This window comes from Micromonospora matsumotoense (assembly GCF_900091525.1).
Classification (GTDB): domain Bacteria; phylum Actinomycetota; class Actinomycetes; order Mycobacteriales; family Micromonosporaceae; genus Micromonospora; species Micromonospora matsumotoensis.
This window is the reverse complement of sequence record NZ_FMCU01000005.1, coordinates 220003-232353: the sequence shown is the minus strand read 5'-3', so window position 1 is coordinate 232353 and position 12351 is coordinate 220003. Positions and strand designations below refer to the sequence as shown.

18 protein-coding genes and 1 tRNA gene are annotated in these 12351 nt (G+C 72.5%); 5 read left to right on the top strand and 14 right to left on the bottom strand.

What is annotated here, in order from left to right:
- Positions 1-2: 2 nt before the first annotated feature.
- A complete protein-coding gene (locus tag GA0070216_RS13030) occupies positions 3-536 on the bottom strand; it encodes an Hsp20/alpha crystallin family protein (RefSeq protein WP_091244606.1) in 534 nt (177 codons plus the stop codon).
- Positions 533-1039, bottom strand: coding sequence for a DUF2231 domain-containing protein (locus tag GA0070216_RS13025; protein ID WP_091244602.1), 507 nt, complete (start codon positions 1037-1039; stop codon positions 533-535). The genes GA0070216_RS13030 and GA0070216_RS13025 overlap by 4 nt, the downstream gene beginning before the upstream one ends.
- 148 nt (positions 1040-1187) lie before the next feature.
- On the opposite strand from GA0070216_RS13025, the gene GA0070216_RS13020 reads away from it, so the two are divergent.
- A complete protein-coding gene (locus tag GA0070216_RS13020; RefSeq protein ID WP_091244599.1) occupies positions 1188-1808 on the top strand; it encodes a pyridoxamine 5'-phosphate oxidase family protein in 621 nt (206 codons plus the stop codon).
- 37 nt (positions 1809-1845) lie between these two features.
- Here GA0070216_RS13020 and GA0070216_RS13015 read toward each other — a convergent pair whose 3' ends face one another.
- The 3 genes from GA0070216_RS13015 to GA0070216_RS13010 form a co-directional block, all read right to left on the bottom strand.
- A complete protein-coding gene (locus GA0070216_RS13015; RefSeq protein WP_342670722.1) occupies positions 1846-2433 on the bottom strand; it encodes an HAD family hydrolase in 588 nt (195 codons plus the stop codon).
- Between the two features lie 124 nt (positions 2434-2557).
- A complete protein-coding gene (locus tag GA0070216_RS34510) occupies positions 2558-2710 on the bottom strand; it encodes a hypothetical protein (protein WP_176738946.1) in 153 nt (50 codons plus the stop codon).
- 190 nt (positions 2711-2900) lie between these two features.
- Entirely contained in the window at positions 2901-3545 is a 645-nt protein-coding gene (locus tag GA0070216_RS13010) for a TetR/AcrR family transcriptional regulator (protein WP_091244593.1), read from the bottom strand.
- Between the two features lie 129 nt (positions 3546-3674).
- Here GA0070216_RS13010 and GA0070216_RS13005 point away from each other — a divergent pair, with 129 nt between their 5' ends.
- On the top strand, positions 3675-4232 hold the full coding sequence (locus GA0070216_RS13005) for an SRPBCC family protein (protein WP_091244590.1): 558 nt from the start codon (positions 3675-3677) through the stop codon (positions 4230-4232).
- A gap of 122 nt (positions 4233-4354) precedes the next feature.
- A complete protein-coding gene (locus GA0070216_RS13000) occupies positions 4355-4717 on the top strand; it encodes a hypothetical protein (RefSeq protein ID WP_091244587.1) in 363 nt (120 codons plus the stop codon).
- Between the two features lie 58 nt (positions 4718-4775).
- On the opposite strand, the gene GA0070216_RS12995 is transcribed toward GA0070216_RS13000, so the two are convergent.
- From GA0070216_RS12995 to GA0070216_RS12980, 4 genes are all read right to left on the bottom strand, one after another.
- Positions 4776-5273, bottom strand: coding sequence for a hypothetical protein (locus GA0070216_RS12995; RefSeq protein ID WP_091244584.1), 498 nt, complete (start codon positions 5271-5273; stop codon positions 4776-4778).
- Positions 5273-5791, bottom strand: coding sequence for a SigE family RNA polymerase sigma factor (locus tag GA0070216_RS12990; RefSeq protein WP_091244581.1), 519 nt, complete (start codon positions 5789-5791; stop codon positions 5273-5275). The genes GA0070216_RS12995 and GA0070216_RS12990 overlap by 1 nt, the downstream gene beginning before the upstream one ends.
- A gap of 124 nt (positions 5792-5915) precedes the next feature.
- Positions 5916-6494: a hypothetical protein gene (locus GA0070216_RS12985; RefSeq protein ID WP_141723068.1), complete on the bottom strand. Its 579-nt coding sequence runs from the start codon at positions 6492-6494 to the stop codon at positions 5916-5918.
- Between the two features lie 486 nt (positions 6495-6980).
- Positions 6981-7054, bottom strand: a tRNA-Thr gene (locus tag GA0070216_RS12980).
- A gap of 110 nt (positions 7055-7164) precedes the next feature.
- Between GA0070216_RS12980 and GA0070216_RS12975 the strand changes: the two genes are divergently transcribed.
- Entirely contained in the window at positions 7165-9018 is a 1854-nt protein-coding gene (locus tag GA0070216_RS12975; RefSeq protein ID WP_091244574.1) for a metallophosphoesterase family protein, read from the top strand.
- A 102-nt stretch (positions 9019-9120) separates the two neighbouring features.
- Here the strand turns inward: GA0070216_RS12975 and GA0070216_RS12970 are convergent, their stop codons facing one another.
- Positions 9121-9591: a MarR family winged helix-turn-helix transcriptional regulator gene (locus GA0070216_RS12970; RefSeq protein ID WP_091244571.1), complete on the bottom strand. Its 471-nt coding sequence runs from the start codon at positions 9589-9591 to the stop codon at positions 9121-9123.
- A 65-nt stretch (positions 9592-9656) separates the two neighbouring features.
- On the opposite strand from GA0070216_RS12970, the gene GA0070216_RS12965 reads away from it, so the two are divergent.
- A complete protein-coding gene (locus GA0070216_RS12965) occupies positions 9657-10025 on the top strand; it encodes a VOC family protein (RefSeq protein ID WP_091244568.1) in 369 nt (122 codons plus the stop codon).
- A 61-nt stretch (positions 10026-10086) separates the two neighbouring features.
- Here the strand turns inward: GA0070216_RS12965 and GA0070216_RS12960 are convergent, their stop codons facing one another.
- The 4 genes from GA0070216_RS12960 to GA0070216_RS12945 form a co-directional block, all read right to left on the bottom strand.
- A complete protein-coding gene (locus GA0070216_RS12960; RefSeq protein ID WP_091244564.1) occupies positions 10087-10947 on the bottom strand; it encodes a PSP1 domain-containing protein in 861 nt (286 codons plus the stop codon).
- Positions 10948-11028: 81 nt separating this feature from the next.
- Entirely contained in the window at positions 11029-11688 is a 660-nt protein-coding gene (locus GA0070216_RS12955; RefSeq protein ID WP_091244561.1) for a hypothetical protein, read from the bottom strand.
- Positions 11688-11993, bottom strand: coding sequence for a hypothetical protein (locus GA0070216_RS12950; protein WP_091244558.1), 306 nt, complete (start codon positions 11991-11993; stop codon positions 11688-11690). Before GA0070216_RS12950 ends, GA0070216_RS12955 begins: the two co-directional genes overlap by 1 nt.
- A 1-nt stretch (position 11994) precedes the next feature.
- Positions 11995-12324, bottom strand: coding sequence for a YbaB/EbfC family nucleoid-associated protein (locus tag GA0070216_RS12945; RefSeq protein ID WP_091244555.1), 330 nt, complete (start codon positions 12322-12324; stop codon positions 11995-11997).
- Positions 12325-12351: the final 27 nt, after the last annotated feature.

Here is a 12351-nt window from a genome sequence, read left to right as displayed (position 1 = left end):
CCCTACGGCCGGTCGTGCGGGTCGACGGCGGTGTGCGGGTGGTGCAGTTCCCGGTCCGCCGCCGGGTCCACGCCGGTGGGCGTACCGCTGCGGGTGGGACCGGGTGGGTAGCCGCTGCGGCCGACGGTGATGGTGCGCGGCGTGGGCCGGGACGCCCGGGGCAGGTGTACCCGGAGCAGGCCGTGGTCCATCACCGCGTCGATGCTCCCGGGGTCCACCCGGGACGGCAGGTCCACCCGGTAGTCGAAGCCCCGGGTCTCGACACCGCCGGGAACGCCCTGGTCGGCGTTGACCTCGGCCTCCGACCGGGCCCGGACGCGCAGTTCCCGGTCGTCCAGCTCGACGGCGACCTCCTCCGGCGCCACCCCGGGCAGCCGGACGATCACCTCCCAGCCGTCGGCGACCTCGGTCAGCGCGACGTCCGGCGAGGCGCCCCGGCCGCCGACCAGCCGGCTCAGCTCGGCGCGCAGCGACTGGAGTTCACCCATCGGGTCCCAGCCCTGCTGGCGGCTGCGTCGGCCCGGCTGCCCGGTCATCGCACCTCTCCCATCGGTCGGCTGGCCGCGGCGGGCCGCAGTGAGCTGGGGGCGTCCAGGCCGGCGTCCCGGTCGACCCCGACCCCCAGCCGGTCGACCAGTTCCCCACCGAGCCAGGCGCTGATGCCGAGGATGGCCACGCCGACCACCTCGATGGCGATCAGCGCGCCGCCGGCCGCCCGGGATTCGGCGTTCAGCCGGACCGCCCAGACGGCGGCGAAGAGCAGGATCACCGCGACGTTCGCCGCCGCGTGGGTCAGCGCCACCCGCTTGGCCCGGGTGCCGGCCGGGATGGCCAGCAGGTCGAACGCGCCGGCCGCCGCGGCCAGCAGGCCACCGACCAGACCGACGGTGATGTTCCAGTACGCCACCTCGGCGAGGAAGTCGGGGCCGCCGACCGTGTCGACGACGTCGAAGAGGGTGCCGGTGACCAGCAGCGCGACCGGGAACATCACCAGCATCGGGTGCACCGGGTGCCCGAGCACCTTCAGTCGGCTCTCCATCGCGGGCCCTCCACTGCTCGGTCCGGGGGCAGGGTGCGCCGGTGCCCGCCGTCGGGGACAGACCAGCTCGCCACGCCCGCCTAGGCTGACGTTCGGCGGCCGGTGAGTCACCGCCCGCCACCGAGATCAACGGACGGGGGAGGCGGACGTGACGGCGGAGATCACCTCGCATGAGGAGCTACGCGCGCTGCTGGGGGCACCGATGCCCCGGGCGGCGGCCAAGGAACGCACCGTGCTGCACGAACGGGACCGCGAGTGGTTGGCCGCCTCGCCGTTCTGCCTGGTCGCCACGGCCGGTGCGGACGGGAGTTGCGACGTCTCCCCCAAGGGCGACCCGGCCGGCTTCGCGCTGGTGCTCGACGAGCGGACGATCGCCGTCCCGGAGCGGCCGGGCAACCGGCGGGCCGACGGCTACCGCAACATCCTCGACAACCCGCACGTCGGGCTGATCTTCCTGATCCCGGGCCGGACCGACACCCTGCGGATCAACGGACGGGCCAGGCTGGTCCGCGACGCGCCCTACTTCGACGACATGCTGGTCCAGGGGCACCGACCGGTGCTCGCTGTCGAGGTGGCCGTCGCGCAGATCTTCTACCACTGCGCGAAGGCGTTCCTCCGTTCCGAGCTGTGGCAGCCCGAAACCTGGCAGCCGGACGCGCTGCCGTCCCGCGCCCGGCTGATCAAGGAGGTGGAGACGCCGGCCGAGAGCCTGGCCGACCTGGAGCGCTACTACGGCCCGGCGTACGCGGAAAAGCTCTACCGGGGCTGACCCGCCGGCACCCCCGGCCGGCGCGGCCGGCCCGGGTTCAGCGCTGCCACGGCGGCGGGACGCGGACCGAGGCCATGCCCGCCGCCGTCGCCGCCGCGACGCCCAGGTCGGTGTCCTCGAACACCAGACAGTGCTCCGGCGGTACGTCGAGCAGCCGGGCCGCCAGCAGGTAGCACTCCGGGTCCGGCTTGGCCCGTGCGTAGTCCTCCGCGCAGACCAGCACGTCGAACCGGTCGAGCAGGTCGAGCGCGGACAGCGAGGCGGTCACCGACTCCCGGGTGCTGCCGGAGACGACGGCGAACGGCACCCGCCGGTGTGCCCGCTCGATGTGCGCCAGCACCCCCGGCACGGCGGTGAGCTGCGGCAGGAAGGTCTGGTAGGCGTCCTCCCGGCGACGGGCCACCACGTCGACCGGCATCGCCAGCCCGTGCCGCGCATTGAGATCGACGACGATGTCGGCCACCGGCCGGCCGCCCCAGGCATAGAAGAGGTCCTCGGGCAGGTCGCAGCCCCACTCGCCGAGCGCGGCCCGCCAGGCCAGGTGGTGCACCGGCATGGAGTCGACGATGGTGCCGTCGCAGTCGAACAGGTAGGCCCGGAAGTCACCGGGCGGCAGGGGCAGCACCGGCCCAGGATAGCCACGGCGGATCTTTCCCGCCGACGCCGACGCCGACGGCATGGCTGCCGGGTGGCCGACGGCGGGCAAGCCGGCGGTGAGGGTCGGCCGGTCAGCGGTGAGGGTCGGCCGGTCAGCGGTCCGGGTCGGTGCGGGTCATGTCGCGCAGCGCGTCCTGCGGGGCGGCGCGGCGCAGGTAGTCGCGGCGCATCCGGCGACGGTCACGCCGGCACCGGCCACACGCCCAGGGCAGCGGCCACCACCGGCCACAGAAGGCACATCTCATCGAGGGGTCCCATCCTCGCAAGCGTACGGTGGCCGACTGCTGACCTTAGCCATGCCGGGCCACGGATACCGCCCCGTGCCGTCGCGGCGGCGGGAGCGGACCGCCGTACCGGCGTCGGCGGCACGGCCCGCACGGCGGCACGGCCCGCACGGCGGCACGGCCCGCACGGCGGCACGGCCCGCGTCGGCGGTCAGCGGCCGAGTAGGTCGTCGATCTCGTCGTCGAACAGCAGCGCGGGGTCGAACCCCATGCCGGCGAAGTGGCCGGCGAGTTCGAGCGACAGGACGCCGTGCACCCGGGTCCAGAAGGCCAGCGCCTGCCGCAGCGTGGCGGCCGGCACGGCCGGGTCCACGGCCCAGCCGCGATGGCCGTCGAGGTGGGCCTCGATCCGTCGCCCGGTGGGCGGGACGTCGCGCCTGTGGTAGGCGTCGACGATCGTCGCCATGATCTCGGTCGAGATCGCGGTGGTGTCGTCGGGGGCGTGGTAGCCGGGCACGGGCGTACCCCAGATCAGCAGGTAGCGCTGCGGGTCGTCCAGGGCCCAGGCCCGCACGGTGTCCGCCAGTCCGGCGACGTCGGCACCGGCGTCGGCGGCGGTCCGGAGCGCGTCGGCGAGGCTGCGGTACGCGTCGCGGATCAGGGCGGTGATCAGCTCGTCCCGACTGGAGAAGTACCGGTAGAGGGCCGGACCGCTCATCCCCAACTGCTCGGCGATCGCTTTGAGGGACAACGCCGACACCCCGGTCGTGGCGAGCTGCTCCCAGGCCCGTTGCTTGATCTCCGCCCGCACCTGGGCGCGGTAGCGCTCGCGCGGACCGGTCACGTCGGCACCCATGGCCCACCCTCCTCACACCCGCCATCACAATAGTTACAGGCTATCACCATCACTATTGACCGCAGTTCACCTTAGTTATAGGCTCTAACTAGAGCGACAGATCGTCGCAGAAGTGAGAGAGGTGGAGAGATGGCATCGACCGCGAACCAACCGGTGATCACCTGCGACGGGCAGGGCGTCGACCCGACCGCCCAGATCCGGTATCGCGCCGAGACGCTGATCAACGCGTCGCTGCACACCGTCTGGCACCTCCAGACCGACGTCGAGAACTGGCCCTCCTGGCAGGCCCCGGTCACCACCGCCACGCGCCTCGACGACGGCGCACTGCACGCGGGGTCGGCGTTCCGCTGGACCACGCCCGTCCCGGAAACCCCGATGACCCCGGCCACGACGCTGACCATCACCTCGACCGTCGCCCACCTGACGCCCTACCGGTGCATCCGCTGGGCCGGCCCGGGGACCGGCGACGGACTGCACATCGACAACGGCGTCCACGTCTGGACCTTCACCGAGGTTCCCGGCGGCGTGCTGGTCCGCACCGAGGAGACCTGGACCGGCGCCCAGGTGGAGGCCGACGCGGCGACCTCCACCACCTACCTCGGCTACGGGCTGGAGGCGTGGCTCGCCGACCTCAGGACCGCCGCCGAGGAGGCGGACGCCGAGCGGAACACCCAGACCCACCGCTGAGCCGACCGGGTGCCATGAATGCCGGCGACGGCGACCACCCCGTCGCCCGGCCCGTTTCCGCCCGCCCCGACCCCGCTGCCCACCCCTCGCCACCCGACCCCTCGTGCCGGAAGGAATACCAGATGTCCCACGCACCGTCGATGCTCGCGCCCCGGGGTCCGTTGCCCCGCTCACGACCCCTCGTCATCAGCGCCTGGGCGGTCACCGTCCTCGTCGCCGTCCAGTTCGCCATGGTGGCTGTCGTCCCGGTGGCGATCACGCTGGTCACCGTGCTGCGCAACGACGCCCTCCGCCCGCTACGGTGGTGGGCCGTCACGCTCGGTACGGCCTACGGCGCGGGCCTGGCGCTCTGGGCGATCGGCCCGGACCGCGCCCCCAGCCTGTCGAAGAACCTCCACCCGGGGCACGAGGTCGCCATCGTCGTCCTCGGCATCGCCCTCGCGATCGCCTACCACGCCCTGCGCAGACGACCTTGCGCCCGGTGACCGGGGCCGACCGCGTGCGACGGGGCCGGTCAGGCCTTCCCGGGCAGGTGGCAGGGGGTCAGGAGGTGCAGAACGGTGCCGGCCGGGTCAGGCCAAGCTCCGCGCAGTCCCACTCGGTGCCCTGGTCCTGGTATCGCCAGCCCGTATCGGGGGTGTAGTGGAACAGGTAGCGGACGTTGCCGCCGGCCGGGCGCTTCACGTCGGCTGCCGCCCACGTCTGCGCGCACTGCACCCCGGTCGGCGCGAAGGACCAGTCCGACGGCAGTTCGACCAGGTCCCCGAGGGTTTCGATCGACGGACAGTCGGGTTGCCCGGGTCCGGCACCGCTGGGGGCGGCTGCGGGTGTCGACGAGGTGCCGGGCCGCTGGCTGACGGCGAAGGCGACCGTACCGCCGATGGCGAACACCATCGCGGCGGCGGCGACGCCGGTGGCGACCGTCGCCCGTCGTTGCGACTGCCGCGACTTACGCAGGGCCCGCTCGTACAGGTCGGCGCTGCCGCCGTGCTCGCTCAGGTCGGTCAGGGCCTGACGCAGCGGTCCGAGGTTGTCGGTCATCAGGCCTCCTCCATCACAGCCGAGAGCAGCTCGGGCGCCATCTCCCGCATGCGGGCCAGTGCCTTGCTGGTCTGACTCTTGATCGTGCCGACCGAACACTGCAACAGGTTCGCGGCCTCGGCCTCGCTGCGGTCCTCGAAGAAGCGGACCACCAGCACCGCACGCTGCCGCGGCGTGAGCTTGGCGAGAGCCTGGTGCAGGGCGAGCTTGAGATCGGTACGGCCGGCGTGATCACTGCCGGGCTGCGCCACGTCGGCCAGTTCCCCGGGCAGGGACTCGGCCACCCTGCGACGTCGCCACCAGCTCACCTGCTGGTGGTACATCGCGGTGCGGGTGTACGCCTCGAAGTGCCCCGGGTCGTTCAGCCGCCGCCGGCCCCGATGGGTGCGGGCCAGAGCGTCCTGCACCAGATCCTCGGCGAGGTGCCGGTCGCCGGTCAGCAGGAACGCCGTCCGGAGCAGCGCCGGCGAGCGGGTGCGGACGAACTCCCGGAACTGATCGTCGATCGAATCCGTCATGCCCCGCTCGTGCCCCCCACGTACCCCGAAGGTTGTCAGGGCACGGCGGCATCGATGCGGCCGGCTGACTGTGGCGCACACCGTAGCTGGTGTGCGCCACAGCGCGCGACCGCGGTCACCCTGATCAGTCGGAGATGCAGAACGGCGCCGGCACGGTGAGGCCGAGGTCCTTGCAGTCGTAACCGCTGCCCTCGCCGTAGTACTTCCAGCCCGTACCGGCCGTGTAGTGGAACAGATAGACGCCGTCACCGACGTTCGAGCCCTGCGGGTCGGCACCCGCCCAGTCCTTCACGCACTCGACCTTGCCGAAGGTCACGCCCTTCGGCAGCTCGACCAGGGATCCCAGCGTCTTCGCCGAAGGACACGTGGGACTCGTGGTCACCGGCTTCGTCGTCGCCGGCTTGGCCGTCGCCGGCTTCGTCGTCGTGGTCGCCGGGTCCGAGATGCAGAAGGGTGCCGGCACGGTGAGGCCGAGGTCCTTGCAGTCGTAACCGCTGCCCTCGCCGTAGTACTTCCAGCCCGTACCGGCCGTGTAGTGGAACAGATAGACGCCGTCACCGGCCTTCGGGCCCTGCGGGTCGGCACCCGCCCAGTCCTTCACGCACTCGACCTTGCCGAAGGTCATGTCCTTCGGCAGCTCGACCAGCTTCTGCAGGGTCGCCCCGGAGGGACAGTCGGCGCTCTTGACATCCCCGGCCGTCATGGTGGTCACCGTGGACGTCGGACTCGGAGTGCCGTTCGCCGGAGCGGACGCGGTCGAGCCAGAGCCGGATTCCTCTGTGCCGCAGGCGGTCAGTGCGAGCAGAACGGTGACGGCGGGCAGCAGCAGAAGACGACGTGCGGACATATTCGGACCCCTATGGATCGTGGCGATCGTTGCTTACATCCGGGTACATGCGATCCACCGCCCGCAGGTTGCCGCCAACCAGAACTATTTTTCAGAATCTTCCGGCGACCCGTACGCCACGAGCCGGAGCCGTGGCGTGCCCACTGCTCGCCCCCACCCGGGCCGGGTCGGCCGGTTGCCGGTGCCGATGAAGTTCAGGACGTCGACCCAACTGCCGCCGCCGTGCGGTGCGCCACCGCAACCGGGCGGTGCAACGAAGCACCGGGCCAGGCAGTCCCAGCAGGTACGAGAAAGGCCCCGTGACCGAGGCATCCAGCCTGATCACGGGGCTTTTCGCTACCGAGCCGCCTGACGGAATCGAACCGTCGACCTACGCATTACGAGTGCGTCGCTCTAGCCGACTGAGCTAAGGCGGCAACGATCGTCGAGTATACGGCACGCCCCCCGGCGGAACCGAGAGGGTTCCCACCGGCAGACCCGGACATCAAGGGACATCGGTGCCGCGCGGGACGGTTAGGCTGCCCCGGTGAGCGACGACCACGTCACCCCCGACGGCCCCGCCACTCCCGACCGCCCCACCACCCCGGACGGCGGCGGACAGACCCCCGGCGACCGGGCGTCGACCGGTCCCGCCGACGCCCCGGCGCATCCTGCCGCACGGCAGCCGGCGACGGACCCGGACGCCGAGCACGCCCCCGGCGAGCGGGCCGTACGCAGACCACGCAGCACCGATCCGGTGGAGCTGGGCTTCACACCCCGCAAACCGGTCCCCTGGCTCGCGCCGTTCCTGTTGATCAGCACCGGCATCCGTACCCTGCTGGCGATGTTGTTCGGGGCATACCTCGACAAGCGGGAGTTGCAGAACGCACTCGACGCGCGGATCGGCGAGCAGGTCGGCCCGGACGGTGGGCTCTGGCTCGACTACGTGGCCGACCTGGGCGACGGCTTCGACGCGACGTACTCGGTGGCGTACCTGCTGGCCCAGCCGGAGCTGACGGTCGACGGGCACCGGCTGCCCCGGGCGCAGACCCTGGTGATGGGGGGCGACCAGGTCTACCCGTCGGCGGCCTACGAGGCGTACGAGGACCGGTGCAAGGGGCCGTACCAGGCGGCGCTGCCGGTGGCCCCGCCGCAGCGGCCGACGCTGTTCGCCGTACCCGGCAATCATGACTGGTACGACGGGCTGACCGCGTTCCTGCGGCTCTTCGTCCGCTCCCGGGACCGGAACTTCGGCGGTTGGGGGACCGGTCAGTCCCGGTCGTACTTCGCGGTGCAACTGCCGGCGGGGTGGTGGCTGCTCGGCCTGGACGACCAGTCGGGGTCCTACCTGGACGATCCACAGCTCGCCTACTTCGACGAGGTGGCCCGCCGGCTCGGCCCCGACTCCCGGGTGATCCTGGCGGTGCCGGCGCCGACCTGGGTGAAGTCCGTCGACCATCCCACCGCGTACGACTCGGTCGACTATTTCGTCCGGACGATCATCGCGCCCACCGGCGCGCACGTCCGGCTGCTGGTCTCCGGCGACCTGCACCACTACGCCCGGTACGCCGGCCCGGAGCGGCAGCTGATCACCTGCGGCGGGGGCGGCGCGTACCTCTATCCGACGCACACCCTGCCGGAGCGGATCGAGGTGCCGGCGAAGGACACCCTCTCCCGCCGGGCCAGCCGCACCCGCGCGTACGACCTGGTGGCCCGGTTCCCGGACGCGGCCCGCTCCCGCCGCTACGGCTGGGGGATCTTCCACCGGCTGCCCCGGCGCAACCCGGGCTTCGGCACCCTGCTCGGCACCCTGCACACGCTGTTGATGCTCGCCATGGCGGGCGTCGCGGCCAACCGGACCAGCACCGAGCAGCGGCTGTTCAGCATCCCGTTGGTGCTCATGTTGGCGGTGACGCTGCTCGGCGCGGCCTTCTTCGCCAAGCCGCCCAGCGCCGGTGGGAAACGGCACGTCCGGCACTGGCTGCTCGGCGTCGGTCACGGGCTCACGCACGTGGCGCTCGCCGTCGCCGGCACGTGGGCCTGGCTGCACCTGCCGTTCTACCACTGGCCGTGGCCACTGCCGGCGGTCGCCGCCGCCGTGCTCTACGGCCCGGTGATCGGGCTGGTCGCCACCCAGTTGGTGGCCGGGTACCTGCTGGTGGCGGGGGCCTTCGGGGTCAACGTCAACGAACTCTTCGCCGGCCAGGGCATCGAGGACTCGAAGTCGTTCCTGCGGATGCGCATCGACCCGGACGGCACGCTCACCATCTATCCGATCGCCGTCGACCGGGTCTGCCACGACTGGCAGCTCAACCCCGACCAGTCCCCCACCGCCTCCTGGCTGACCCCCCGCACCCCCCTCACCCCCCACCTGGCCGAACCCCCGGTAACCCTCACCTGACTCTCTCCCGCCCAGCCCACCCACGCCGCCCGCCCCGTCCCGCCCGCGTTGATCAAGAGGTTTACGTCACCAGGCGCGATCAATCTGACGCAAACCTCTTGATCAACCCCGACCCGAGGGGGGTGGGGGTGGGGAGGTCAGGGAGTGGATCATGGATTTCAGGGCGTGGAAGGCGGTTGAGCGCTCGGCCTCGGTCATGCCGGAGAGCATCCTGACCTCGACCGAGCGGACCGCTGCGGTTGCCTGGTCCAGGCTGCGTCGACCACTCGGCGTGAGCCGCGTGGGCAGCGCCTTGCCCACGGGGGCCTCGGCGGGCCTGGTCACGTAGCCCTCCCGTTCCAGGTTCTGGAGCAGGACGTTCATCGTCTGTCGGGTCACGAATGCGCCCCGCGCGAGTTCGGAGTTCGACAGGCCCGGTCGCTGCGCCAGCAGTTCGAGGCAGGCGTAGTGCGTCACGCCCATCCCGAGCGGCCGTAGCACCTCCTCCATGGCCGCCCGCAGGGCGCTCGACGCCTCTTTCAACAGGTAGCCCAGGGACGTGTTCAGGTCGATGCCGGCATCACCTTGACTCATGTCAGGATTCTGACATAGGTTGAGCTGTGTCAGGAACCTGACATGGAAGAAGGAGTATCGCCACCATGCCCGTCACCGGCCCGGACTTCATCTCGCTCCAGGCGCGCGACCTCGCCGCCTCGCAGGCGTTCTACGAGCGTTATCTCGGCCTCGTCCGCTCGCCGGCCGGCCCCCCGCACGCCGTCGTCTTCGCGACCAAACCGATCGCGTTCGCCCTGCGTGACGTCGTCCCCGGCACCGATCTCGACTCCGTCGCCCAGCCCGGCATCGGTGCCGCGATCTGGCTCCACGCCACGGACGTGCAGGCCATCCACGACGCCCTCGTCACCGATGGACACCCCATCGTCGCCGCACCGGTCGACGGCCCCTTCGGCCGGACGTTCACCTTCGCCGACCCCGACGGCTACCAGGTCACCCTGCACGACCGCGCCTGAAGCGCCGGCCCCTGGCGGCAGGCGAGCGACACCTGCGAACCGGCAGACGGGGGCACGTCGATCAGCGCGCCGCCCCGTCGGGGCCGGACAGGTCACGGCTCTCGTAGGCGCTGCGGGAGCCGCAGACGTCGGCGCGGGAGCACAGGGAGCGCGAGCCGTCGGCGTCCAGGCGGACGGTCACCGCGTCTCTCGGGACGCTGTGGCCGACCACCCGGCCCTCCCCTTCCGGCGTGGTGACGCGGCTGCCGACCGCCGGGGCGGACTCGGTGAATTTGGCATACAACGGGTGCTCGTACTTGAGGCAGCACATCAGCCGGCCACAGGCGCCGGAGATCCGCAGCGGGTTCAACGGGAGATCCTGATCCTTGGCCATCCGGATGGTCACCGGCTCGAAGTCGTTGAGGAAGGTGGCACAGCACAGGTCCCGACCGCAGGAGCCGATGCCACCCTGCACCCGGGCCGAGTCCCGGGCGGAGAGCTGCCGCAGCTCCACCCGACAGTGCAGGGTCGCGCCCAGGTCCCGGACCAGGGACCGGAAGTCCACCCGGTGCGGGGCGGTGAAATAGACAGTGGTCCGGTCCCCGGTGCCCTCCGCGGCGGCGAGGACGTGATCCACCGCGACCACCTTCATCGGCAGGCCATGCTCCCGGATCAGCCGCTTCGCGGCCACCTTCGCCTCGGCCTTGCGCCGCCGCAGCAGTTCGTCGCGGCGTAGGTCGTCGTCGCCGGCCAGCCCGGCCAGCTTCGGGAAGCCGTCGGTCTCCTCGGTGACCCACTGCGCCGCCCAGACGCACTCCGCCACCTCGGGGCCGTCGTCGGTGGGGACGAGCACCCGGTCGCCGACCTGCGGGCGGAACTCCCCCGGGTCGAGGTAGTAGAGCCGCCCGTACCGGTTGAAGCTGACCGCGCAGAGCATGCCCATGCCATCAGCCTACGACGGATCGACGGGGCCCGGCCGGGCACGGAGGGCGGGCATCCCGCCGGGGAGCAGACCCGGTCACGGTCAGCCGATCCGCAGGGGTCCGCTGTGGTACGACGACCCGCTGGTCGACCGCCAGGTCGACTCGGCCAGGCTCGGCGTCCACTGGCGCAGCAGCGTCTCGGCCCCGTCGTAGGCCACCCCCAGCACCGAGAGCACCCGGGTGGCGATCTCGGCCGCCGCACCGGACCCGACGGCGGGCCCGGCACCGGGGGCGGTCGCCGCCCGGACCCGGACCGCCTCGGTGGAGCCGAGCACCTCGGCCAGCACCCGGGCCACCGCCCACCGGCTGCCCTCCACCCAGTCGGCCAGCGCGTCGGCATAACCGGCGGTCGACTCCAACCGGCCCACCAGGCTCTCCGGACCCTCGTCCAGGTGGCGCAGCAGGGCGGTGCGGGCCTCGTCGTAGGACGAGCCGGCCGGCCCGGACCAGACGCCCGGGTCGGTGAGGGCGGCGCAGGCGTCGTCGTACCCCCGGATGAGCCGGCGCACGGCGTGCCCGGCGGTCGCCAGCGGTGCGGGGTGCAGGTCGAGGAAGGCGCGCAGGGCCTCCCCCGGCAGCAGTTGCATCCGGCGCAGCAACGGCCAGACCGGATGCCCCTCGGGGGCACCGGCGGCGAGCAGCGTGTCGACCCGGGCGAGCAGGTCCAGGCCGGGCTCGGCGAGCCGATCCAGCGGGTCCATCACGCCTCCCCGGCCAGCCGGCGGCGGGCGGCGTCGTCGGCCGTGGCGTAGCGGTCGGCGGCGCTGCGGACGGCCGACGCCGCGGCGGCCAACCGGGCGGCGGCGGCACCCGCCTCGCGGGCCCGGCCGTCGGTGGCGGCGGTCCACTGCCGGTGCAGGGCCCGACCGACCTCGCCGGGACGGCCGGCGGCGTGCGCGCCGAACGCCGGGTGCGGCGGATCACTCACCGTGACCGTACGGGCCAGGGCGGCGAGCGTGGCGCTGGCCTCGTCGAGACGGGCGGCGAGGGCGCGCAGGGCGTCCATCTCAGGCCCCCGCGAGCGGGCGGTAGGCGGTGAAGGTCTCGTTGTGCAGCTTTTCCCGGGCCCACTGGGCGGCGTCGGCGGCGGCGGTGACAGCGGCCTGCACCGAGCCGGCCACGTCCCGGGGGTGGCGGGTGTGCAGCGGCCCGAGGAAACGCACGTCGGTGATCCGGCCCCCCGCCGTCACCACCACCTCGACCAGCCCGTCGGGCGATCGGACGGTCACCTCGACGGTCTCGACCGCCCGGTCGAACTCGGCCTGGAGGGACTCGATCCGGCGGTACCGCCGCACCGCCTCCTCGATCCACGCCTCGTCGATCTCGCCGCGCGGCATCCGATCTCCCCCCAGGTCGACCTCACC

Coding starts and splice junctions, on each gene's coding strand:
- GA0070216_RS13030 (WP_091244606.1), bottom strand. CDS start 536: ATGACCGGGCAGCCGGGCCGACGCAGCCGCCAGCAGGGCTGGGACCCG.
- GA0070216_RS13025 (WP_091244602.1), bottom strand. CDS start 1,039: ATGGAGAGCCGACTGAAGGTGCTCGGGCACCCGGTGCACCCGATGCTG.
- GA0070216_RS34510 (WP_176738946.1), bottom strand. CDS start 2,710: ATGAGATGTGCCTTCTGTGGCCGGTGGTGGCCGCTGCCCTGGGCGTGT.
- GA0070216_RS13010 (WP_091244593.1), bottom strand. CDS start 3,545: ATGGGTGCCGACGTGACCGGTCCGCGCGAGCGCTACCGCGCCCAGGTG.
- GA0070216_RS13005 (WP_091244590.1), top strand. CDS start 3,675: ATGGCATCGACCGCGAACCAACCGGTGATCACCTGCGACGGGCAGGGC.
- GA0070216_RS13000 (WP_091244587.1), top strand. CDS start 4,355: ATGTCCCACGCACCGTCGATGCTCGCGCCCCGGGGTCCGTTGCCCCGC.
- GA0070216_RS12995 (WP_091244584.1), bottom strand. CDS start 5,273: ATGACCGACAACCTCGGACCGCTGCGTCAGGCCCTGACCGACCTGAGC.
- GA0070216_RS12990 (WP_091244581.1), bottom strand. CDS start 5,791: ATGACGGATTCGATCGACGATCAGTTCCGGGAGTTCGTCCGCACCCGC.
- GA0070216_RS12985 (WP_141723068.1), bottom strand. CDS start 6,494: ATGACGGCCGGGGATGTCAAGAGCGCCGACTGTCCCTCCGGGGCGACC.
- GA0070216_RS12970 (WP_091244571.1), bottom strand. CDS start 9,591: ATGAGTCAAGGTGATGCCGGCATCGACCTGAACACGTCCCTGGGCTAC.
- GA0070216_RS12965 (WP_091244568.1), top strand. CDS start 9,657: ATGCCCGTCACCGGCCCGGACTTCATCTCGCTCCAGGCGCGCGACCTC.
- GA0070216_RS12960 (WP_091244564.1), bottom strand. CDS start 10,947: ATGGGCATGCTCTGCGCGGTCAGCTTCAACCGGTACGGGCGGCTCTAC.
- GA0070216_RS12955 (WP_091244561.1), bottom strand. CDS start 11,688: ATGGACCCGCTGGATCGGCTCGCCGAGCCCGGCCTGGACCTGCTCGCC.
- GA0070216_RS12950 (WP_091244558.1), bottom strand. CDS start 11,993: ATGGACGCCCTGCGCGCCCTCGCCGCCCGTCTCGACGAGGCCAGCGCC.
- GA0070216_RS12945 (WP_091244555.1), bottom strand. CDS start 12,324: ATGCCGCGCGGCGAGATCGACGAGGCGTGGATCGAGGAGGCGGTGCGG.